This is a genomic window from Haloferula sargassicola, assembly GCF_040362925.1.
Classification (GTDB): Bacteria; Verrucomicrobiota; Verrucomicrobiia; order Verrucomicrobiales; family Akkermansiaceae; genus Haloferula; species Haloferula sargassicola.
The window spans coordinates 142680-164113 of record NZ_BAABRI010000004.1 but is presented as its reverse complement, the minus strand read 5'-3'; the positions used below and the strand labels follow the sequence as shown (position 1 = coordinate 164113).

Here is a 21434-nt window from a genome sequence, read left to right as displayed (position 1 = left end):
GCCCCGCGCGCAAGTCGTTTCCCCACGCTTGCCCGGCCGCGAGGGATGCCCGATAACGACCCGGATGTCCGCACCTCGAGCTTACGCCACATGGCTCATTGCCGCCGTTGTCGGGGTCTCGGTGGCCGCCTTCATCCTGAACACCCGGGTCAATCCCTGGCGGGTGACGCCGGTGCCGTGGGCCGACGACCAGCTGGACGCCTATCGCGACGTGTCGTCGCAGATCCGCACGGCCAAGGCCGGCATGGTCCGCTCCGCCGGCGAGCTCGGCGTCGGCTTCTTCGGCTCCTCGCGGGTGGCCAATGCCTTTGATCCCACCGATCCGCGCTGGGGTCGCGACGACGTGCTGAACCTCGGGTGCAGCGGAGGCTTCCTCTACGAGAGCACGGCCATGTGCCGCTACGCGATGCGGCACCATGCACTGGAGATCGCCATTCTCGGCGTCGATCCCGGTGATCTTTCGTCCGACCTGGACACGCGCCCGATGGGGGACTTCTACGCCTCGCCGTTGGCCAGCCGGCAGGATCCCGATCGAGAACTTCGCTACCTGATCGGGATCTCCACCGCCGAAGCCTCGCTGGAGACGCTGAAGAGGTCCTGGAAGGGAGTTCTTCCGCAATATGCGCCCGGCGGCCAGCGAGTCCGGTCAAGGAAGGCCCGGGGAAAGCCGCAGATCGCCTTCATTCGGGAGCAGATCACCGGTGAGGCGGAATTCGGGATGCTGGCGGATGGTCGCGGTGCCGCCACGGTGCGTGAGGAAAAGGCGGTTCTGGTCGAAGACCTGGCACTCGAGGCGCGGCGGCGCGGCACGCGGCTGATCCTGCTTTTCCACCCCACCCACGCCCTACGCCACCTCCGGGCGACCGATGCCACGGATCCCCCGGTGCTGTTTGAAAACGAACGCCGAAGGCTGCTGGCAATCGTCGACCGAGCCAACGCGGCCGGGGGCGGCGGCCCGCCGGTGGAGTTCTGGGATTTCCTGGATGCCCATCCGCTCAACGATGATCCGCTGCCTGAGGGCGACGGGATGATGGAGCACTGGACCGACCTCGACCACTACACCGACGAGGTCGGCGGCATCATCCAGGCCCGCGTGATGGGCTGGAAATGCGCCGCGCCGGATTATGGAACCCGCGTGACGGCGCGTAACCTCGACGCCTGGTTCGAGCGCGTGAGGCATTCCTGTGGACAGTATGTGGCCACGACCGGTCGCGAAGACATCCGCTGGAAGGAAGCCCTGATCGAGTCCTCCGTCGGCCATCCCTGATGCTGTTCAACTCTTACATCTACCTGCTGATATTCCTGCCGGTGGTCCTGGTCGGCTACCAAGCCTTGCGGCGGGCGCCGTTGCGGGTCGGGCTCGGGTGGTTGGTGCTGGCGAGCCTGGTCTACTTCGGGTGGTGGAAGCCCTCGCCGGACGAGCCGTGGACGCCGCGCTACCTGGCCCTGATCCTCGGCTCCTGCGTGGCCAATTATTTTGTGGGCCGCCTGATCTCGGGTCGCCGCGGTAGGCCCGCGGGACGGGCGGCGCTGGCGACCGGCGTGACCGCGAACCTTCTCCTCCTCGGCTATTTCAAATACGCGGGCTTGTTCGACAAGACCCTAGCCGCGCTGACCGGCAACGGTCTCGACCTTCCCGACATCGTGCTGCCTCTCGGCATCTCCTTTTTCACCTTCCAGCAGGTGGCGTATCTGGTCGATGCGTGGCGCGGGGAAACGGAGGAATACCATTTCATCGACTACCTGCTTTTCGTCACCTTCTTCCCCCAGCTCATCGCGGGACCGATCGTCCACCACGGGGAGATGCTGCCGCAGTTTTCGGAAAAAAAGTCGCGCGGGATCCGGTCGCTGGACCTTTCGGTCGGGATCACCTGCCTGGCACTCGGTTTGTTCAAGAAGGTCGTGCTGGCCGACTATCTGGCGCGGACCGCGACGCCGATCTTCGGGCTTGCCGCGGCGGGGGATCGCCCCCTCACCATGGGCGAGGCGTGGGCGGGGATGCTCGCCTACACGCTGCAGATCTACTTCGACTTCTCGGGCTACTCGGACATGGCCATCGGCTCGGCACGCCTGTTCGGCATCCGCCTGCCGCTGAATTTCCATTCACCTTACAAGGCGGCGTCAGTCATCGACTTCTGGCGCCGCTGGCACATGACGCTTTCCCGCTTCCTGCGCGACTACCTCTACATCTCCCTCGGCGGCAACCGCAAGGGCACCGCCCGCCGCTACCTCAACCTGATGGCCACCATGCTGCTCGGAGGGCTGTGGCATGGCGCGGGCTGGACTTTTGCCATGTGGGGCGCCCTCCACGGGTTCTACCTGTGCGTGAACCATTTCTGGCACCACTTACGGAAACACCTCGATTTTCCCGCGCTGCCGCTCCCGGCTTCCGGAGTCCTCACCTTTTTCGCCGTCGCCCTGGCATGGATTCCCTTCCGGGCGGGCAACTTCGAACTCGGGCCGGAGGGATCAACCACCGCGGCCCTCGCTGCCACCAAGTCCGTCCTGGCCTCGATGTTCGGACTTCATGGTCTCTCCGGCTGGCCCGGGGATTCGGTGATCGTGGTGACGAAATCCCGCGCCTTGCGGCCGATCGTCGGCGGGCTTGTGATCGTGTGGCTGCTGCCGAACACCCAGCAGTTTCTCCGCCGCTACCGCCCGGCGCTCGGACTCAAGCCGCTCGATCCGTGGGGGGCCCGCCGCTGGTGGCAATGGCGCCCGAGCTGGCCGTGGCTGCTGTTCACCCTCGGGCTGCTCTATGCCGTGGGCCGCGGGTTCGACCAGCTTTCGGAGTTCATTTATTTTCAGTTCTAGCCACCACGTCCTCCATCTCCGGCAGGCGTTTCTCGATCGCCCGGACCAGGGCGAACTGCGCCCGGCAGCGGTCGAGGTTGTGGCCGGGACGGTGGGTCTTGAAGTAGTGGTCGCCGTCCAGGTAGTCGGTCAGGAAACGGATGCCGCACTCCAGCGCCAGCAGCTTGCCGGAGAAGGCGAGATGCTCCACCTCCGCCGGGACCAGGAAACTGGCGGCGGCGAGGTAGCCGCGGATCAGGGCCTCGAAGCGGTCCATCCGCACGTCGATCACCGACAGGTCGACTTCATCCTCGCGCGTGGTCGGGCAGGCGGTCCGCACCATGTCGCCGAAGTCGTAGAGCACCGAGCCGGGCATGGTGGTGTCGAGGTCGATCACGCACACCCCTTCCGAGGTGGCCTCGTCGAGCAGGACGTTGCTCAGCTTGGTGTCGTTGTGGGTGACCCGCTCGGGCACGTCCCCGGAGGCGATCAGGTCGGTGATGACGCGGGCGTCCGCTGCGCGGGAAAAGGCGAACTCGAGATCGTCGCCGACCCGCTCCATGCGGTCCTTCGGCGCGTTTTCGAGGACCGCCCGCAGCGCGTCGAGGCGCTTCGGCGTGTGGTGGAAATCCGGGATGGTCTCGTGCAGGCGCGGCCCCTTCAGGTCGGCGGCGAGCTTCTGGAACTCGCCGAAAGCCTTGGCGGCCTCCTCGGCCTGGCGGAGGTTCTCGATTTCCTCGTAGCCCAGCGCCCCCTCAATGAAGGGGAAAGTCCGCCAGTAGCCGCCTTCGGCATCGCGTGCCCACGGCAGGCCATCGCAAGAGGGAATCAGGGTCAGCGTGCGGCGGTGGGCCTCGGAGTGGCCGGCCTCGACCAGCCGGGCGAGCGAATGGCGGGTGACCCGGTCGATGTTTTCCATCAGGGCCTCCGGGTTCCGGAACACATGGGAATTGATCCGCTGGTGGATCAGGCGGATCTCGCGTCCGGCCTGGTTGTAGGTGGCGCAGAAGGTGTCATTGATGTGGCCGGAGCCGTGCGGTCGCGCCGTCAGGAAGTCGGCGCGGGTTTCAAAGAGTCGGGAAATCGCCTTCAGGTCCTGCACGGCGCGGATCGTCGGTCGGCTGGAAGGATTCCGACAAGAGAAACCCGCGCGCCCCGGACGGCGGGGATTTCGATTGCCTCAGGCCCCGCCAGCCGGGAGTTTCCCATCGTGCTGTCGAAAGGGTTCCGCGATCTGGTGAAGGCGCCGTGGCTGAAAATCCTCGAGGAGCTGAAGATCTCCGGCGGCCTGCCCGTGCCCGAGCTCCAGCGGCGGATCGGCGGCAGCTACATGGGCGTCAAGGACCAGTGCGAGGCGCTCAAGAAACGAGGCTATCTGGAAACCTGGCGGGTGCCGCGCACCGAGGTCGGGCGGCCCGAGATCATGTACCGGCTGGCCCCGAAGGCCGACGGACTGTTTCCGCAGGCGGCGCGCGAGATGTCGCTGGGCCTGCTGGACGCCGCCCGCCAGGTGTATGGCGATGCCGCCCCGGAGCGCCTGCTGCTGCAGTATTTCCAAAATCTCGGCACCAGCTGGCAGCCGCGGCTCAACCGGGCGAAATCGATGGTCGAAAAGGCCACCATCCTTTCCTCGCTGCGCGAAAAGATCGGCTGCTTCGGCCGCTGCAAGTACGATGCCGACCGGGGGTTCCGGATCGAGGAATACCATCACCCCCTGCGGGAAATCCAGGAAGCCTACCCGAACGCGATCCAGTATGAGCTGCGCATGATGGAGGAGCTGCTCGGCAGCCGGGTGGTCCGCCGGGAGGTGCCGGGCGGGCGCGGCGGCCCGGCGCGGATCGACTATGAGGTAGCGACTCTCGGAGTTCGTGAATAAACTGGCGCTCGCCCCGGTCTGACGAACCGAACCTCCGTGTTGCCATGAAAAAACCGATCCTTCTCCTGCTCGCTGGCTCCTGCCTGATCGCCGGCTGCGACCGCATTTCCCAAACCAGCGACCGGGGCGGGGACGATGCCGCCATCGCGGCGCTCGATGAAGCCCGCGAGGCCGCCCGCCTGGAGCGCGAGGCCCTCGAAGCCGAGCGCCAGCGGCTCGAAGCCGAACGGATCGCGCTGGAGGACATGAACGCGGTCGACAACGAGGACCTCGGCGAGATCGATCCGGTCGATTCCGTGCCGGTGGCGGTCACCGTGGATGACGACGCCCCCGACGCCGAGCGGGCGATGCTCGAGGCTTGGGAAAACGAACTGACCGAGCGGGAAAAGGAACTCGCCGGCCGCGAGGCGCTGGAGGACGAGATCGAGCCGCTGCCCGAAAGCTACCAGGAACCGGTGGCCGATTACGGACTGTTCTACAACTCGCTGGATGACCAGGGCGAGTGGTTCGATACGCCGGACTACGGATACATTTTCCAGCCGACCGTGGTCGTGCAGGACCGCAGTTGGCGCCCCTACACGCATGGCCGGTGGGTGTGCAGCGACCGCGGCTGGATGTGGATATCCGAGGAGCCCTTCGGCTGGGCGACCTATCACTACGGCCGCTGGGTCCTGCTGGCAGGCCGCGGTTGGTGCTGGGTGCCCGGCGGGGAATGGGCTCCGGCCTGGGTGGCCTGGCGCCATGGCGGCGGCCACGTGGGTTGGGCCCCGCTGCCGCCGGAAACGCTCGGCGTTTCAGGCCACGGCTGGGGCGTCAGCGTGGAGGCCGATTTCGGCATCGGCGAATCGTGGTTCACCTTCGTCGAGGAGCGCTACATCGCCGCGCCCATCTGGCGCCATTGCGTGCCGTTCAACCGGTATCGCGGTTTCTGGGGTCAGGCACGGCCGTGCACCAATTTCTACTACGCCCACGGCCGCCCCATGGCCTGCGGCCCGGCCTACGCCGCGCTGCGCAAGCACGTCCACGGACCCTGGCCCGTGCGGCGGATCGAGATCGATCCGATCGGTGGCATCCGCCATCCCGGCATGCGCCTGCCGCACCAGCGCGATCGCGACATCCGCGTCTTCGCCCCGTCCTTGAATGCCGCGTGGAACCCCGCGATCCGCCCGCCGAAGGTGGCGAAAAGGCTGCAGGACCTCCGCGTCGAGCGCGCCCCGGGCGGGGTCAATCGCGAATGGATGAAGCGCTTCGAGGACCAGCGCCGCCAGCGCGAGCAGGCCCAGAAGCAGTGGGCCGGAAAATTCGACCAGCCCCGCCAGCAGCAGCTCCGCCAGAATCGCCTGGCCGCGGTCAACGGGCGCAACCAACAGATCAAGAAGCGCCTGGAGCACTGGAAGCCCACGCCCGCCGGAGTCCCCGGGAATCGCCCGCGTCCCGATCAAGGACGCCCTCAAGTCGATCGCGGACCCCGCCCGACCATGCCGGGAAACGGTTCCGCGGCCGATCGCCTTCGCGCCGCCCAGCAGGCTCAGGCCGAAAAGCTGAAAGCCCAGCAGGAGCTTCAGCGTGAAAAAAGGCAGCAAGCCGCCACGGACCAGGCCGCCGCCCGCCAGGCCCGGGCCGACCAGCTGAAGCAGCAGCAGGAACGCCTGCGGGAAAAGATGCAGCAGGCCGGCAAGGGCACGTCTTCTCCCCGCCAGCCGAGCGGCAATGGCGCCCTCCGTCAGAAGCAGGAGGCTGCCCAGGAAGCCATGCAACAGCGCCAACGCGCGCAGGAACAGCAGCGCCAGACGGCTCAGGAAAAGCTCCGCCAACAGCAGGAAGCCGCCCGCCGTACGGCGGACGAACGCAGCGCCCGCCGGGAGCAGCAGAAGCAGGAGGCGCAGGAAAAGGCGCGCCAGCAGCAGGCGCAGGCTCGTCAGGCCGCCCAGCAACGGGCTGCCCAGCAGGAGCAGCAGCGCCAGCAGGCGCAGGAAAAGATGCGCCAACAGCGGGAGGAGGCCCGCCGCGCTGCCCAGCAACGCGCCGAACAGCAGGAGCGGCAGCGCCAGCAAGCCCAGGAAAAGATGCGCCAGCAACAGGAGGAACGGCAACGCCAGCAAGCCCGCGAACAAGCCCGCCAGCAGCAGGAGGAGGCCCGGCGTGCCGCCCAGGAACGCGCCCGTCAGCAGCAGGAGCAGGCGCGCCAGGCGGCCGAGGAACGCGCCCGCCAGCAGCAGGAACGGCAGCGCCAGAATCAGGAACGCCTGCGCGAGCAGCAGGAACGCGCCCGCCAGCAACAGGACCAGGCCCGGCAAGCCGCCCAGGAGCGCGCTCGCCAGCAGCAGGAGCGACTGCGCCAGATCCAGGAAGAGCGCCAGCAGCGCCGCGGCCGGTGAGGGCTTGAGTCAGGCCGCCGGGCACCCATGCTCGGCGGCGTGAAACCTCAAGTCGGTGATCCCGCCCCCGAGTTCGCGGGCCAGCTTGCGTTGCCCGATGGCACCGCGCGGCCGGTCGATCTGAAAGATTTCCGCGGCCGCCGGCTGGCGCTGGTCTTTTACCCGCGGGATGCCACGCCCGGCTGCACCACCCAGGCCTGCGCCCTGCGCGATGGTTGGAGCGAGCTTGAGGGCAAGGTCGACGTCATCGGCGTCAGCATCGATCCGTTGAAGAGCCACCACCGTTTCATCGAAAAGCACTCGCTGCCCTACCCGCTGCTCGTCGATGAGGAAAGGAAGCTCGTCCAGGCCTTCGGCGTGTGGGTCGAGAAGTCGATGTACGGCCGCACCTCGATGGGCACCGAGCGCACCACGTTTCTCATCGGGACCGATGGCAGAATCGAGGCGGTGCTCGAGAAGGTGAAGCCGAAGGAGCACCTCCAACAACTGCTCGCGGCGCTCGCTTAGCCCTGCGGAAAATCGAAACGCGTCAGGAGGTCGTCGATCACCCGGCGCGAGGTGGTCATCGCGGGGTGGATCGCCACCGGCACCTCGACATTGACCGCGCGATCCCACACCGAGCTGGTCGAGGGCACGATGATCAGGTCCATCGGGGTCCGGTAGGACAGCAGCGGCATGTCGCCCAGCCGGTGCTGGCCGGCCTCGAGTTCATTGAGAAACACGCTGCCCGGCCGCATTTCCGCGGCCCCCTTGCCGTAGTGGAAAAACGCGGCGCGGGTTCCGTGGTGCGGAGTGGCAAGGGTCACCAAGGCCTGGCAGCGGGCTGCGCCGCCGAGATCCTGCAGGTAGGTGCGGGCGATCAGACCACCCATGCTGAAGGCGATCACCGCAAAGCGCGATTTCGGCGGCAGCCGGAGGTCGATCGCGTCCTTCAGCTGCTGCGCCATCGGCTCGAGGCCCTCGCGCCCATCAGCCGGCGACAGGCTGGGGGCGATGCATTCGACGCCCCGCTCTTCCAGCGTGCGCCGCAGGCGGCCGAAACACGTTGCCTCGTTCTGCCAGATGCCGTGGACGAAGACGACTCGGTCGACCTTCAGCGTGGTCCACCCGGCGGGCTGCGGCTCGGCGAGGGCCAGGCCACCGAGCACGAGGAAAAGGAGGACTCGGGACATGCGCACTAACCGGGGGGCCAGGTCATCGCGCGACCGGCGAGAACGTGAATGTGGAGGTGCGGCACGGCCTCGCCACCGTCCGGGCCGTTGTTGATCACGAGGCGAAAGCCCTTTTCGGCGAAGCCGCCCGACCGCGCGAGCTCGCCCGCCACCAGCAGCATGTGCCCGAGCACCGCTTGATCTTCGGCGCTCGCTTCCGCCACTCGCGGGATGAGCTTTTTCGGCACGATCAGGAGGTGGGTGGGTGCTTTCGGGTCGATGTCCTTGAAGGCCAGGCAATGCTCGTCCTCGTGGACGATGGTCGCCGGGATCTCGCGGTCGCGGATTTTCTCAAACAGCGTTTTTTCCGCCATGGCGGGAGACTGGCACGGAGGTCCGGCCGGCGCAAGGATGCGGGTTCAGTCGAGGCAGCCGTCCTCGGCGCGGAAGGCGATGCGGTTGATGCCGTCGCGCGTGCGATCGTGAAGGTGGAGAAAAGATCGCACCTCGGACAGGAACTGGTCGCAGCGGTCGTTCCAGTCGTCGGCATGGCACAAGTGCAGCGCCGATTCGCGGAGCCGCACGAAGCGGACTTCTTCGGCGCCGGCCTGTCGCAGGTCGTCGATTTCGTCCCGCAGCAGCTGGAAAAACGCGAGTTCGAAGCCATCGCCGGCCTCGTGGGCCAGGGTTTCGAGGCACAGGGTGACGGGCGGCGCAAGCGGCTCAAGGTGCTCGGCCAGCGGGCGGCAGCCGATGGTTTCCAGCAGGCGGCGCAAACGGTCGAACAGCTCCTGGAGGGGGAGGAGCTGCAGGGAACAGCGGGTTTCGAGGTAATACTCGATGCCTTGCTGGATCTCGTCGAGGCAGGGGAAGTCCTCGCGATCCGCGGCGCGGGCGGCGCGGCGGAGGGCGTCACCCAGCCAGCCGGTATCGTAGTCGTGGACCTGATAGCGGCCGACTTGGATCACGGGGCGGTTGCCGATGAGGGCGATCACGCGGGGGATTCGGGAGTCGAGGTGGGGCGGGGGAGAGGTGGCGCGGGGTGGGGTGGTTCAGCGGTGGCTAGAAAAGCTTTCTTTGCATCGGATCGCGCAGCGCGCGGCGCTCGAGGGCCTGGATTTCGCGGATGAACTCGCCGACGTCCTCGAACTGCCGATAGACCGAAACGTAGCGCACGTAGGCCACCGGATCGATCTGGTGCAGCTTGTCCATCACCTTGGCGCCGATGTTCGACGAGGGCACCTCGGAGACGTGGTCGCGATGAAGTTCGGTCAGGATCTCCTCCACGGCGCGGTCGATGCGTTCCATGGAGACCGGTCGTTTCTCGCAGGCCTTGATCAGGCCGCTGCGGATCTTTTCGCGGTTGATCGCCTCCTTCGTGCCGTCGCGCTTCGTCACCCGAAGCTCGGTCCGCTCGATCGTTTCGTAGGTCGTGTAGCGGTAGCCGCAGGCCAGACACTCGCGGCGACGGCGGATCGCCGTCCCTTCCTTCGTGTTCCGGGAGTCGAGCACCTTGTCCTTTTGGGATCCGCATTGCACACAACGCATGGTTTCAGCCGAGCGATGGCGGAGACCCTATCGCAAGATACGGTATCGCGTGAAGAAAAATGCTAGCTTATTTAGTGGTTGATCGCGGATGTTGTAGCTCCCCGAAGGGGCTTTTTTCAAAAATGGGGGTCGCTCCTCGCAGGGCACCTTCTCCCGTCAAAAACTTCGTTTCCGCGCATGGAAAAGGGCCGGCGACTTGCGTCACCGGCCCGGGTTTTTGAGCTTGGGGAGGCGTGGGCCTCAGGCCGAAACGAACTGCTCCTTGAGCATCGCGATGCCGTAGTCACGGTTGAGACGCGCGATGTGGTCGACGCTGATCTCCTTCGGGCAGGCGGCTTCGCATTCGTATTGGTTGGTGCAGCCGCCGAATCCTTCCTCATCCATCTGGCGGACCATGGCGAGCGCACGGCGCTCGCGTTCGGGCTGGCCCTGGGGCAGGTGACCGAGGTGCGAGACCTTGGCGGCGGTGAAAAGCATTGCGGAAGCATTCTTGCAGGCGGCCACGCAGGCACCGCAGCCGATGCAGGCGGCGGCCGAGAAGGCGGCATCGGCATCGGGCTTGGGGATCGGCACCGCGTGGGCGTCGGGCGCCGCGCCGGTGCGGACGGAGACGAAACCGCCGGCCTGCTGGATGCGGTCGAGCGCGTTGCGGTCGGTGACGAGGTCCTTCACCACCGGGAAAGCGCGGGAGCGGAAGGGCTCGATCCAGATGGTGTCGCCGCTGCGGAATTTCCGCATGTGGAGCTGGCAGGTGGTGATGCCGCGGTCCTTGCCGTGCGGGATGCCGTTGATGGTCAGCGAGCACATGCCGCAGATGCCCTCGCGGCAGTCGTGGTCGAAGTGGATCGGCTCCTCGTTGGTCTCAATGAGGCGCTCGTTGACGATGTCGAGCATTTCAAGGAACGAGGCCTCTTCGGGAATGTCCTTGGCTTCGTAGGTTTCGATTTTGCCGGGGGCGTTCGGCCCGGCCTGACGCCATACCTTGAGGGTGAGTTGAAGCTTCGCCATGGTCAAAAGGATCGCTGGGGCCAATCTAGGGGGCGGGCACGGCACCGCCAGCCAAAATCAGGACTGTAGGGCGCATGGTTTGCGTTTTGGTGCGCATATAGGACATGCTGAGTTCCGGGCGGAAGATCGCGCGCAGTTTCGCGCAATCGCGGTTTGCCAATCCCGGCTGCGGGCGGTACGGGACGGGCATGTCGATGCTAGCCGATGACTCCGCCGTAATGACCAAGGTCCGCGAACTCTGCGCGGCGATTGCCGAGGACGACCGTTTTCAATCGCTCCAGGGCGACGTGGAAAAGTTCATGGACGACGAGCAGGCGACGCTGATGTATCGCGGCGTTCACGAGCGTGGCAGCGAACTTCACCAGAAACAGCACGCCGGTGTGGAATTGAGCGACTCCGAGATCCGCGAGTTCGAGTCGGCGCGCGACCAGCTCATGGCCAACCCGGTGGCCCGTGGTTTCATGGATGCCCAAGGCGAGCTGGAAACGCTCCAGCGCTCGGTGATGAAGTACGTGAACATGACCATGGAGCTGGGTCATGTGCCCTCGACCGAGGAGATCGCCGCCGCGGAAGGTGGCGGCTGCTGCGGTGGCGGAGGCGGCGGCTGCGGATGCAGCCACTGAGCGAACTTGGGGCGGTCCCTTGCTTCTCGGAGCCATGGGTGCCCGTCCTTTCCTGCGCAGGAAGATTCCGACGGCCTCCTTGGGCGAATGGCGAAGCTCATGATGGGGGTCTCCGTCGTGCCTCGATCCGGGCGCGGGTCATGCGTTCGCGGAGGCCGCCTTCTTTGAGAAAGTCGAGCTCGAGGCGGCGGATGAGGCGGTCGAGGAGGTAGTTGGCTTGGTGGATGAGGCAGACGAGGATGTTGGCGATGACGGGGGCCTCGCGGGTTTCGAAATAGGTCCGGTAGGTCTCATAGGACTCATTTTCCTGGCGACCGAGTTTTCTCACGAAGAGGGCTTCCTTGGAGTTCTTGTCCCAGAGGGGGTGGTTGCCGCTTCGAAGGAAGTCGCGGTAGTCCTCCAAGAGTTCTTCGAGGCTGGCGCGCGCGACGTTCATGAGCTTGATCTCGGTTTCCTTGGAAGTGCCGGAGGCTTGGCTGCCTTCGAGGATGTTCTGTTTCCCGGAACGTGCGGCCTGGACCATCTGGTCATGGGTGCGGGAGCGACGGTTGATGAAGCGGTCGCAGAAGACGACGGTGGCATCGTAGACGACGCGGGATTTGTGAAAGCACTTGAGTTGCTCGTAGCCGCCGTGAGGGGGAATGAAGCCTTCTTCCATGGGAGCATGGCTGTTCGGGATGGAAGGAAAAGGCAAGAAAAGAGTGGGCAAATGAACAGGTGAGCGGGCTGCCGGGGAATAGGTCCTATGAGTCCGATAGGACCTATGGGGGAAGAGCCCCCCTCGCTGGGCTGAAGAGCCGCTCAGGTGAAAGAGAGCGCGTCCATGTCAAAGACGACCGTCACATCCTCCGGGAGGGTGGTCTTTGCCAGGACCTGCTGGACATGCCTCGTGAGCGCCCGCGCTTTGGGCCCGCGGAGCATGAGCTGGAAGCGGAACTGGCCGTGGGCTTTCACCAACGGACTCGGCAAGGGTTCGCCGAGCTCGATGCCTTGGGGAAGGTCCTCCTTCAGGCGGCGGTGCAGCGTTTGCAGGGTGAACTCGGCGCGGCGTTCGTGGGTGGAGCGGCTGGTGAGGACGGCACAGCGGGTGAAGGGCGGAAACCCGAACTGACGCCGCATTTCAAGCTCCTGCTCGGCAAAGCCGTCGAAGTCGTGGTGGCGCGCGAACTGAATGCTCGGGCTGTGCGGCGTGAAGGTCTGGACGATGACCTCGCCCTCGAGCGAGCCGCGGCCGGCGCGGCCGGCGACCTGGGTGAGCAGTTGGAAGACGCGCTCGCCGGCGCGGAAGTCGGGGACGTGGAGGCCGATGTCGGCATTGAGGATGCCGACCAGGGTGACGTTGGGGAAATGCAGGCCTTTGGCGATCATCTGGGTGCCGATGAGGACGTCGATCTTGCGCGCGCGGAAGGCGTTGAGAAGGTCGCGCAGGGCGTTCTTTTTCCGCAGGGCGTCGGCATCGATGCGGGCGATGCGGGCCGCGGGGAAAACCTTTCGAAAAACGTCCTCCACCTTCTGCGTTCCGAAGCCCTGGAGAACGATCGCGGGGTCCTTGCACTCGGGACATTTCCGCGGGACGACGGCCTGGTGTCCGCAGATGTGGCAGATAAGTCGGTCGTCGGTGCGATGATAAGTGAGCGCGAGCGCGCAGTGCGGGCAGGTGCAGACGTGGCCGCAAGCGGGGCACTGGAGCGAGCGGGCGAAGCCGCGGCGGTTGAGGAAAAGAATGGTCTGCTCGTTCTTTTCGAGGCGGTCGGTGATGGCGTTGCGGAGCCGGTCGGAGAGGAAGGTGTCCTTGGATTTCTGCTTCTTCGACTCAAGGCGCATGTCGATGACGCGGATGAGCGGGAGGCTCTGGCCATCGGCGCGATGGGTGAGGCGGAGGAGTTGGTATTTTCCGTCGAGCGCGTTTTGCCATGACTCGAGCGACGGCGTGGCGGTGCCGAGGACGACGGTGGCGCCTTCGAGGTGGCCGCGAAGCACGGCGACGTCGCGGCCGTGGTAGCGGGGGATCTGGTCCTGCTTGTAGGAGTTCTCGTGTTCCTCATCGACGAGGATGAGTCCGAGGTCGGGCAGCGGGGCGAAGACGGCGGAGCGGGCGCCGATGACGATGCGGGCCTTGCCTTTGCGGATGCGATGCCATTCGTCGAAGCGCTCGCCTTGGGAGAGATTGGAGTGGAGGACGGCGACCTGGTCCTGGATGTCGGCGAAGCGGGCGCGGAAACGGCGGACGGTTTGGGGGGTGAGGGAGATTTCGGGAACGAGGACGAGGACGGTTTTTCCGGCTTCGAGGGTGTGGCGGGCGGCTTGGAGGTAGACTTCGGTCTTGCCGGAGCCGGTGACGCCGTGGAGGAGGATCGGCTTCGCCGGAGTGCCGAGTGTCGAGTGATCAGTGATCCGTGGGTGAGTGCGGCCTTCGGCCGGGGAGGGGGGTGAAGGAGTTGAAAACTCCTTCACCATAATGGCGGCAAGGGCTTGTTGTTGCTCGGAGGAAAGGGGAAGGTCTGTGGTGGGGAGGAGTTCGTCGATGCCGTCGGCTTCGGGATCGCGGCGGACTTGTTGGTCGAGGAGCTGGACGAGACCCTTCTTTTCGAGGGCTTTGACGCTGGCGTTGGCGGTGGCGCCGAGGTCGGCGAGGGGGATGGTGTTTCCCTCGGCGTGAGCAAGAAGGCTGAGGATGGCGTGCTGCTTGGGAGCGCGCTTGGCGAGCTGGTTCAGCTCTTCAGCGGAGGGCGGCTGGGGGAGGTGGACGGCCTTGCGGGTCTTGGCGGACTTGTCCTCGGTGCGGACGGCTTCGGGGACGAGGACGCGGATGACGCTCTCGATACTAGCTCCGTAGTAGTTGACGATCCAGTGGGCGAGCTCGAGGAGCTTGGGCGTGACGAGCGGCTCCGGATCGGTGAGGGAGTGGAGCGGGCGGAGGGCGAAGCCGAGGTCGGCGGGGTCGCTGGAGGAAACGGCCAGGACGGTGCCGGTGGAGGTTCGGTTGCGGAGGGGGACGCGGACGCGGCAGCCAGGCTGGACGGGGAGGCCCTCGGGGATGGCGTAGTCGAAGACGAGCTCGGAGGGGCCGTCGATGAGGACTCGGGCGGCGGGCACGGTGCGAGGCTGCTCCGCGAGTAGCGAGTGGAAAGGAAAAAAGTGGCGGGTCCGGTCAGCGGACCGCGGCCGGGGGATTCAGGTGCCCGCGATGAGGTTGCGAAGACGCTGGTGGCAGCCGGTGGGGACTGAGGCGGAGAATTTCACGCGACCTGTGCCGTCGACGGCGATGGTGCCGCGGGCGACGCCGAATTCGGCCAGGACACCATCGACCTGGTGGAGGGTCCGGCTTTTCACCAGACCCTTGGCGAGGCGGCAACGGCCGTCGCGGATGGCGATGACCGTGGGATTCAGGAGTTTCGAAAGCCAGAGCACGGGCCTGAAAGCCTCAGAGGTGTTTGCTGATCTTCTTGATCGCGGCCTCGACGGTGAGGCCGTGTTTTTCGCGCAGGATGTCGTTTTTCCCGTGCTCGATCCATTCATCCGGCCAGCCGATGCGCTCGACTGGCGTGGTGATGCCGACGCCGTGGAGATGTTCGATGACGCCGGTGCCGAAGCCGTTCATGAGGACGTGGTCCTCGAAGGTGCAGACGACTCTGGCGTTGCGGGCGACCTTTTCGAGGAGCTCGGTATCGAGAGGCTTGATGAAGCGGGGATTGACGAGGGAAACGGAAAGTCCGCGCTGCTCGAGGCGGGCCTTGGTTTCCCCGGCCATGCCGAAGAGGGTGCCGAGGCCGATGAGGGCGACGTCGGTGCCCTCGGAGACGAGCTCGCCCTTGCCCAGCTCGATGGGCGGGCAGGGGGCGTCGAGGGGAGTGCCGGCGATGGGGCCGCGGGGGTAGCGGATGGCGGTCGGGCCGTCGTCGTAGGCCGCCATCCATTTCAGCATGGCGACGAACTCGGCCTCGTCCTTCGGCTGCATGTGGATGAGGCCGGGGACGACCCGGAGGTAGCCGATGTCGAAGAGCCCATGATGGGTCGGGCCGTCATCGCCGGAGAGGCCGCCGCGGTCCATGCACAAGCGGACGGGGAGATTCTGCAGCGCGATGTCGTGCAGGATCATGTCGTAGGCCCGCTGCATGAAGGTCGAGTAGATCGCGAGGAAAGGCCGGATGCCTTTGGTGGCGAGGCCGCTGGCGAAGAGGGCCGCGTGCTCCTCGGCGATGCCGACATCGTAGTAGCGCTCGGGGATCTCGTCCTTGAAGATTTCCAGCTTGGTGCCGCCGGGCATGGCCCCGGTGATGGCGACGATCTTCGGGTCGTCCTTGGCGAGGTCGGTGACGGTGCGGCCGAAAATCTCGGAGGCGGTGGGGGTGGACGAGGCTCCGGTGGAGCCGTCCTCGATCTTGTAGGTGCCGAGGCCGTGGAACTTGCCGGGGTTGTCGATGGCCGGCTGGTAGCCGCGGCCCTTCTCGGTGATGACGTGAAGGACGACGGGCTCGTTGAGGTTCTTCAGGTAATCGAAGGTCTTGACCAGCAGGTGGACGTTGTGACCGTCGATGGGACCGAAATAGCGGATCCCGAACTTTTCGAACAGGACGTTGGGAAAAAGGAGGTTCTTGGCGCCTTGTTCGACCTTGTGGGCGAGGTTGCGGGTCGCCTTGCCGGCCAGTCTTTCCACGAAATCGGCGGCGGCATTGCGAACCGAGGAGTAGGTCGAGTGGGTCTGGAGGGCGTTGAAATAGCGGGCGATGGCGCCGACGTTCTTGTCGATCGACCACTCGTTGTCGTTGAGGACGACGATGAACTTCTTGGTGGTCTCGGCGATGTTGTTGAGTGCCTCGAGCGTGGGGCCGCAGGTGAAGGCGGCATCACCGGCGAGGGCGACCACGTGGCTGTCCTCCTTGAGCTGGTCGCGGCCGGCGGCCATGCCGAGGGCGGCCGAAAGGGCGGTGCCGGCGTGACCGGCGCCATAGCAGTCGTGCTCGGACTCGCTCCGCAGCAGGAAACCATTGAGGCCCTGATAGGTGCGGATCGTGTGGATCTTGTCCGCGCGGCCGGTGAGCATTTTGTGGACGTAGCCCTGGTGGGCCACATCAAACACGAAGTGGTCCTTCGGTGTGGAAAACACGCGGTGGAGGGCGATGGTCAACTCGACCACGCCGAGATTCGGGCCGAGGTGGCCGCCGGTGCGGGAGAGATTGGTGATGAGCGAGTCGCGGATTTCCTGCGCCAGCCGCGTCAGGTCCGCTTCCGGGAGAGCCTTGAGGTCCTCCGGCGAGTGCAGGTTGGCCAGCAAAGGACCGGGGTGGGGAGGCTCAGAAGAGGCGGATGTCGTCATCGGGATCGTCGTCGGACGCATCGGTGCTTGCTTCTTCGTCCGGGGTCAAGGGGTTTGCAGTGGAGGTGCTGATCGTCAGCAATCGCTCTCGGGCGCTGGTGAGCACGGCTTGGCAGCGCTCGAGCAGCTTCACACCTTTCTCGTATCGGGAAACCAGATCCTCAAGGGGAAGTTGATCTTCCTCCATCGACTGGACGATGGTCTCCAGCTCCTCAAGCGCCTCCTCGAACGAAGGCGGCGCGGGAACGGTGGCGTCGGCTTTTTTCCGGGCAGCCATCAGTTTCCGGCATCAAGATTGCGGATCTTCTTCTCCGAGTAATACATCAGCTCCTGGGGAATCAGCGAATATCGGTAGGGGAAGCGGTTGTAGAGCGGCTGCGTGACGGGGGCCTTGTCGTAGAGTGATTGGCCGGCATGTTTGGGGGTCGGCCCGGTGATCTTCGCGAACGACCCGTCAAGGATGAGGGCGGCGAAATCCTCGTTGTTGGAAATGACGTTCGAAACCGAGCCGTCGTTGCGCGAGGAGGGGGAGATGAGGATGCCGGCGAAGCGGTTTCCCTGATCGATCGCCTTCGTCTCAAGCGTGTCGAAATCCTCGATCGTCTTGGGCAGCCACAGGGAGGTGACGTCCGCATACCATGCCGTGGCCCACGGTTGGTCGGAAACCACGATCTCGGCGGAGTCGGGGCGCTTGTCGACCCAGTCGGAAAGCCCCTTGTTCAGGAGCAGCGGATAGTAGGGGGGCCACTGGGGGATGCCACCTTTGTCGACGAAGAGCAGGTAGGTTCTGACTTCCCGCGGCAGGGAAAGGAGCAGCGGTGCCGCGGAGAGGATGACGATCGCGTAGTAGTGGGCATCGCGCAGGAAAGGCACGGTGGTGGCGACGTTGAGGCGGCTCCACAGGATGGACAGGAAAGCGAGCCCGTACGCCGCCATGACAGGAGCAAAGAGGAGGTGGATCTGGTTCGGGTGCAGATCCTCGAAGCTGTCGATGCCGAAGATCGCCATGCCGATCGCGGCAAACAGCCACATCAGCGCGACCATCCAGCGGAACTTGGCGATCGAGGTCCGCTTGAAGGGATGGAGCAGCGCCACGAAGAACACGGGTGCCGCCAGGATCCCGCCGAGGAAGGGCACCAGGTTGCTGGCCTGGACCAGCGTCGTGGCGAAAATCTTCAGCAGCAGGCCGTTCATCACCAGCGGGGTGGAACTCAGGTCGAGGGTCCGCATGACGGCCGACTCGGAACCGGCGGAGAGCCCGTTGTAGAAAACGAAGCGGGCGACGCCGAAGGGCTGGCCGGTGATGTTGGCCATGCGGGCGAGCGGAACGGCGACGAAAACGAGGAGCACCACCAGGGAAGACAGCGCCACGATCCCGCGGGGCCGGAAGGCGATGGCGGCGTAGATCAGAAAACCGAAGAACACCCAGGCGGTGAGCCAGTGGGTGAGAACCATCAGCGAGAAGAAGACCGCCGCGAGCAGGGGTTGGAGGTAGGAGCCTTTGCCCTCTTCCTGCTCCTCGATCGCCCGGTAGGCAAAGTAAAGGCCGCAGCTGAAGAGCAGCAGCAGTAGCATCTGCGGCATCCCGCTCTGGGAAAAGCGCCAGTACATGTCGCAGAACAGCATCAGCACCGCGGTGAAGCCGGCGATCTTGGCATCAAAGATCCGGCTCACCAGCAGATAGGTCACGCCGATGGCCATGAGGAAGAACAGGGTCGAGACCAAGGCCACCACCCGGTCGAGTTCGTAGATCAGTTCCTTGGGAGGCATGGTCCACTTGTCCGGCTGGTCGGCCCCCACGAGCTTGAAGACGGCACCCAGCACCAGGGGGTTCAGCGGCGACTGATAGGTGTCGCGCAGCCCGACCATCGGCACGGGCGAGTTGCTGTGGCTTTCCGCCAGGTGGAGCTCGAGCGGACGGATGACCTTGGTGGCGAAACCCTCGCCGCGGGCGATTTGGCGGCCCAGCTGGGCCTGATCCATGGCCTCCGCCGTGCCGAGTCCCCGGAAGGTGATGAAAAGATGGATCAGTGCGAGCCCGAACAGGCACAGGAAAAAGACGGCGCGACGGATCAAGGTCGCAGCGTCGAAAGTCGAAGAAGGATCGCTCATGGGGAAAAATCGAATCGGGGAATCGGCCTCATTCGTCGAGTTCTTTCAACTTCCGCTGAAGAGTCCGACGGCTGATGCCGAGAAGTTCGGCGGCCCGGGTGCGATTGCCATCGGCCTCGGCCAGTGCCGCCCGGATCGTCTCAACTTCGAGCGCATGCAAGTTGAATTCCCGTGGAGCGGCAAGGGGGATTTTGTTTTCCGGCGCGGCGGTCGCGGGCGGCGGCGCGGCGGGTGCAAGAACGCCGGCGGGCAGATGCCGGAGATCGATCACCGGATCGTTCGACATCACCACGCCGTGCTCGATGGCGGTGCGCAGTTCGCGCACGTTGCCGGGCCAACGGTGGTGCCTCAGGGCCTGCATGGCGGCGTCCGACAAGGGCTTGACCGGCCTGCCGTTGTCCTCCGCGAATTCCTTCAGAAACTTCCCGGCCAGCAGCACCACGTCCTCGGCCCGCGTGCGCAGGGGCGGCATCTCGATCCGCACCACGTTGAGGCGGAAATACAGGTCCTCGCGGAAGTCGCCGGCCTCGACCAGCGAGGCGAGGTTCTTGTTGGTGGCGGCGATCACGCGGACATCGATCTTGACGGGGGCGTTCGAGCCGACGCGCTCGATGGTCCGCTCGGACAGCGCGCGCAGCAGCTTGACCTGGGTGGCGGCGTCGATTTCCCCGATTTCATCGAGGAAAAGCGTGCCGCCATCGGCCTGCTCGAAGCGTCCGATCCGCCGCTGCGCCGCGCCGGTGAAGGCTCCCTTTTCGTGGCCGAAAAGCTCGGACTCGAGCAGCTGCGGAGAGAGGGCGGCGCAGTGAACGATCACCAGCTTGTCGGCCGGACGGCCGGAAAGGGCGTGGAGGGCGTGGGCGACGACCTCCTTGCCGGTGCCGCTTTCGCCCTCGATGAGCACGGTGGCGCGGGTGGAGGCGACCTGCTTCACCGTTTCCGCCACGCGGCGGATGGCGGAGGAGTTGCCGACCAGGCGGCCGAGGCCGGCGGGATCGGGGACTTGCTGGCGGAGCTGCTGATTCTCGACCTCGAGCTTCTGGCTGCGCAGAGCCCGCTTGAGGAGCATTTCGACCTCGTCGAGATTGAGCGGCTTGGTGACGAAGTGCCAGGCGCCGCGGCGCATCGCCTCGACGGCGGTATCGACCGAGCCGTAGGCGGTCATCATGATCGCGGTCGGCGGCTTGGGCAGGGCGAGGGCGTCGTCCAGGATCTCCATCCCGGAATCGCCGCCGAGGCGGAGGTCGGTAAGCAGCAGGTCGGGGGTGTCCGCCTTGAGGATGGCGCGGGCCTCTTCGCGGTTGGAGGCGAGGAATACGTCGAAGTCATCCTCCAAAGCCGCGCGGAGGCCGTCGCGGGTGGCTTTTTCGTCATCGACGATGAGCAAGGTCGGAGTCATGGGGTGAGGCGGAATGCTGGGGAATAGGTGGTGTAGGTCCTATGGGCCTATCTCAGTCGATGTCGATCACCCCGGGATGATCTTCCAACAGGCGGACCGGTCTCTGGCCTCTGGGAAGGTGGAGGGTGATGGTGGTGCCTTGATCGGGCTCGGACTCGATCTCGATCTCGCCGCCGTGGCTGCGCACGACGCGGCGGACGATCAGCAGGCCGAGGCCGGTGCCGGATTGCTTGGTGGTTTTGTAGGGCTCGAAGAGCGAGCCCATTTGCTCGGGCGAGATGCCGCTGCCGTTGTCGGAGAGGGAAATACGGGACTCGTAGTCGTTGGCGAAGGTGGCGATGCGGATCCGGCCGTCGTTTCCACGGATGGCCTGGTAGGCATTGCGGAGGAGGTTGTAGAAAACTTGCTGGAATTGCGAGGGATCGACCTCGGCAGGTGGGAAATCGGGCGCGAGGTCGAGTTCCACGGCGATGTCCCGCGAGGCGAGTTCGGGCTCGAGCAGGCGCAGGGTCTCATGGAGCAGGGCGTGGAGATCGGTGCGCTCGCGGTTCGGAGTAGTGGGGCGGATCGCCTCGAGGAACTGTCGCAGGATCGTATCCAGCCGCTGGATTTCGCGGCGGGCGGTATCGAGGTGCTCCTCGAGCGGGTCGCGATCGCCGGGCGGGAGTTTTTTGATCCGGCGGGCGAGGAGCTGGAGGTGGATGTCCAGTGAGTTGAGCGGGTTGCCGATCTCGTGGGCGACGCCGGCGGCGAGCAGGGTCAGGGCGTTGAGGCGCTCGCTTTCCAGCGTGTCCTCGGCCTCGCGGCGGGTGGCGGTCTGGTCGCGGACCAGCATGACCCAGCCGAAGGTGCCGCTTTTTTTCGGCGTGGCGATCGGCGACAGGTAGAAATTCAAATAGCGGTTCTCGGGGTAGAACACTTCGAGGTCGCGCGAGACGGTTTTGCCCGGCTTGGCCAGGGCGGTGAAATCAAGGCCGGGCACGCGGCGCTGGAGCGGCTCGCCGAGGACCTCGTCATCCAGCCCGAAGAATTTCTGCGCGGCGCCGTTGATGAAGGTGATGAGTCCGTCCTCATCGAGCACGATGACGCCTTCGTGCAGGGCCTCGAACACCTGTTCGAGGAATCCTTTTTCCCGGATCAGGCGGGACAGCAACTGCTGCGCCTCGACGGGATCGATCCGGTCCAGGCGGGCGAGGAGTTTTTCGAGAAAGCCGGATTTCAACTCGAAG

The 21434-nt window shown here is 65.5% G+C and carries 20 protein-coding genes; 6 read left to right on the top strand and 14 right to left on the bottom strand.

All coding sequences use genetic code 11. The features are described 5' to 3' along the window. Window positions 1-64: 64 nt before the first annotated feature. Window positions 65-1267, top strand: a complete 1203-nt coding sequence (locus ABXH26_RS04660; RefSeq protein ID WP_353565879.1) for a hypothetical protein — start codon at window positions 65-67, stop codon at window positions 1265-1267. Beyond that, the gene (locus ABXH26_RS04655) at window positions 1267-2814 is read left to right on the top strand and encodes an MBOAT family O-acyltransferase (RefSeq protein ID WP_353565878.1); all 1548 of its coding nucleotides are present in this window, start codon (window positions 1267-1269) and stop codon (window positions 2812-2814) included. The genes ABXH26_RS04660 and ABXH26_RS04655 overlap by 1 nt, the downstream gene beginning before the upstream one ends. Here the strand turns inward: ABXH26_RS04655 and ABXH26_RS04650 are convergent. Next, window positions 2795-3895 (bottom strand): phosphotransferase enzyme family protein, encoded by a 1101-nt coding sequence (locus ABXH26_RS04650; RefSeq protein WP_353565877.1) that lies wholly within the window; start codon window positions 3893-3895, stop codon window positions 2795-2797. The two genes, ABXH26_RS04655 and ABXH26_RS04650, sit on opposite strands and share 20 nt — an antisense overlap. 108 nt (window positions 3896-4003) lie before the next feature. Here ABXH26_RS04650 and ABXH26_RS04645 point away from each other — a divergent pair, with 108 nt between their 5' ends. From ABXH26_RS04645 to bcp, 3 genes are read left to right on the top strand one after another with little or no spacing between them, the layout of a single operon-like run. Next, window positions 4004-4669 carry a helix-turn-helix transcriptional regulator gene (locus ABXH26_RS04645; RefSeq protein WP_353565876.1) on the top strand — a complete coding sequence of 222 codons (666 nt, stop codon included), beginning with the start codon at window positions 4004-4006 and terminating at the stop codon, window positions 4667-4669. A 44-nt stretch (window positions 4670-4713) separates the two neighbouring features. Beyond that, the gene (locus ABXH26_RS04640) at window positions 4714-7047 is read left to right on the top strand and encodes a DUF6600 domain-containing protein (RefSeq protein ID WP_353565875.1); all 2334 of its coding nucleotides are present in this window, start codon (window positions 4714-4716) and stop codon (window positions 7045-7047) included. A 39-nt stretch (window positions 7048-7086) separates the two neighbouring features. Beyond that, window positions 7087-7554, top strand: a complete 468-nt coding sequence (gene bcp / locus ABXH26_RS04635; RefSeq protein WP_353565874.1) for a thioredoxin-dependent thiol peroxidase — start codon at window positions 7087-7089, stop codon at window positions 7552-7554. On the opposite strand, the gene ABXH26_RS04630 is transcribed toward bcp, so the two are convergent. The 5 genes from ABXH26_RS04630 to ABXH26_RS04610 all read right to left on the bottom strand — a co-directional run bounded on the left by ABXH26_RS04630 (window position 7551) and on the right by ABXH26_RS04610 (window position 10754). Then, a complete protein-coding gene (locus ABXH26_RS04630; protein WP_353565873.1) occupies window positions 7551-8219 on the bottom strand; it encodes an esterase/lipase family protein in 669 nt (222 codons plus the stop codon). The genes bcp and ABXH26_RS04630 overlap by 4 nt on opposite strands. Window positions 8220-8224: 5 nt before the next feature. Continuing rightward, complete coding sequence (locus ABXH26_RS04625; RefSeq protein ID WP_353565872.1) at window positions 8225-8572, bottom strand: histidine triad nucleotide-binding protein; 348 nt, start codon at window positions 8570-8572, stop codon at window positions 8225-8227. Window positions 8573-8617: 45 nt separating this feature from the next. Then, window positions 8618-9193, bottom strand: a complete 576-nt coding sequence (locus ABXH26_RS04620) for a hypothetical protein (RefSeq protein WP_353565871.1) — start codon at window positions 9191-9193, stop codon at window positions 8618-8620. 67 nt (window positions 9194-9260) lie between these two features. After that, window positions 9261-9746 (bottom strand): transcriptional regulator NrdR, encoded by a 486-nt coding sequence (gene nrdR / locus ABXH26_RS04615; protein WP_353565870.1) that lies wholly within the window; start codon window positions 9744-9746, stop codon window positions 9261-9263. Between the two features lie 240 nt (window positions 9747-9986). Continuing rightward, window positions 9987-10754: a succinate dehydrogenase/fumarate reductase iron-sulfur subunit gene (locus ABXH26_RS04610; protein WP_353565869.1), complete on the bottom strand. Its 768-nt coding sequence runs from the start codon at window positions 10752-10754 to the stop codon at window positions 9987-9989. Between the two features lie 188 nt (window positions 10755-10942). Here ABXH26_RS04610 and ABXH26_RS04605 point away from each other — a divergent pair, with 188 nt between their 5' ends. After that, window positions 10943-11377 (top strand): YlbF/YmcA family competence regulator, encoded by a 435-nt coding sequence (locus ABXH26_RS04605; RefSeq protein WP_353565868.1) that lies wholly within the window; start codon window positions 10943-10945, stop codon window positions 11375-11377. Between the two features lie 97 nt (window positions 11378-11474). Here ABXH26_RS04605 and ABXH26_RS04600 read toward each other — a convergent pair whose 3' ends face one another. From ABXH26_RS04600 to ABXH26_RS04565, 8 genes are all read right to left on the bottom strand, one after another. Then, window positions 11475-12035, bottom strand: a complete 561-nt coding sequence (locus tag ABXH26_RS04600) for a four helix bundle suffix domain-containing protein (RefSeq protein WP_353565867.1) — start codon at window positions 12033-12035, stop codon at window positions 11475-11477. Window positions 12036-12178: 143 nt separating this feature from the next. Then, a complete protein-coding gene (gene priA, locus ABXH26_RS04595) occupies window positions 12179-14473 on the bottom strand; it encodes a replication restart helicase PriA (protein ID WP_353565866.1) in 2295 nt (764 codons plus the stop codon). Between the two features lie 78 nt (window positions 14474-14551). Continuing rightward, complete coding sequence (locus tag ABXH26_RS04590; protein ID WP_353565865.1) at window positions 14552-14788, bottom strand: hypothetical protein; 237 nt, start codon at window positions 14786-14788, stop codon at window positions 14552-14554. Window positions 14789-14801: 13 nt separating this feature from the next. Further along, entirely contained in the window at window positions 14802-16694 is a 1893-nt protein-coding gene (gene dxs, locus ABXH26_RS04585; RefSeq protein WP_353565864.1) for a 1-deoxy-D-xylulose-5-phosphate synthase, read from the bottom strand. Continuing rightward, window positions 16672-16971: an exodeoxyribonuclease VII small subunit gene (xseB, locus tag ABXH26_RS04580; protein ID WP_353565863.1), complete on the bottom strand. Its 300-nt coding sequence runs from the start codon at window positions 16969-16971 to the stop codon at window positions 16672-16674. Before xseB ends, dxs begins: the two co-directional genes overlap by 23 nt. After that, entirely contained in the window at window positions 16971-18806 is a 1836-nt protein-coding gene (locus ABXH26_RS04575; RefSeq protein ID WP_353565862.1) for an ArnT family glycosyltransferase, read from the bottom strand. Before ABXH26_RS04575 ends, xseB begins: the two co-directional genes overlap by 1 nt. A 28-nt stretch (window positions 18807-18834) precedes the next feature. Then, the gene (locus tag ABXH26_RS04570) at window positions 18835-20205 is read right to left on the bottom strand and encodes a sigma-54-dependent transcriptional regulator (protein ID WP_353565861.1); all 1371 of its coding nucleotides are present in this window, start codon (window positions 20203-20205) and stop codon (window positions 18835-18837) included. A gap of 52 nt (window positions 20206-20257) precedes the next feature. Then, complete coding sequence (locus ABXH26_RS04565; RefSeq protein WP_353565860.1) at window positions 20258-21427, bottom strand: two-component system sensor histidine kinase NtrB; 1170 nt, start codon at window positions 21425-21427, stop codon at window positions 20258-20260. Window positions 21428-21434 lie beyond the last annotated feature (7 nt).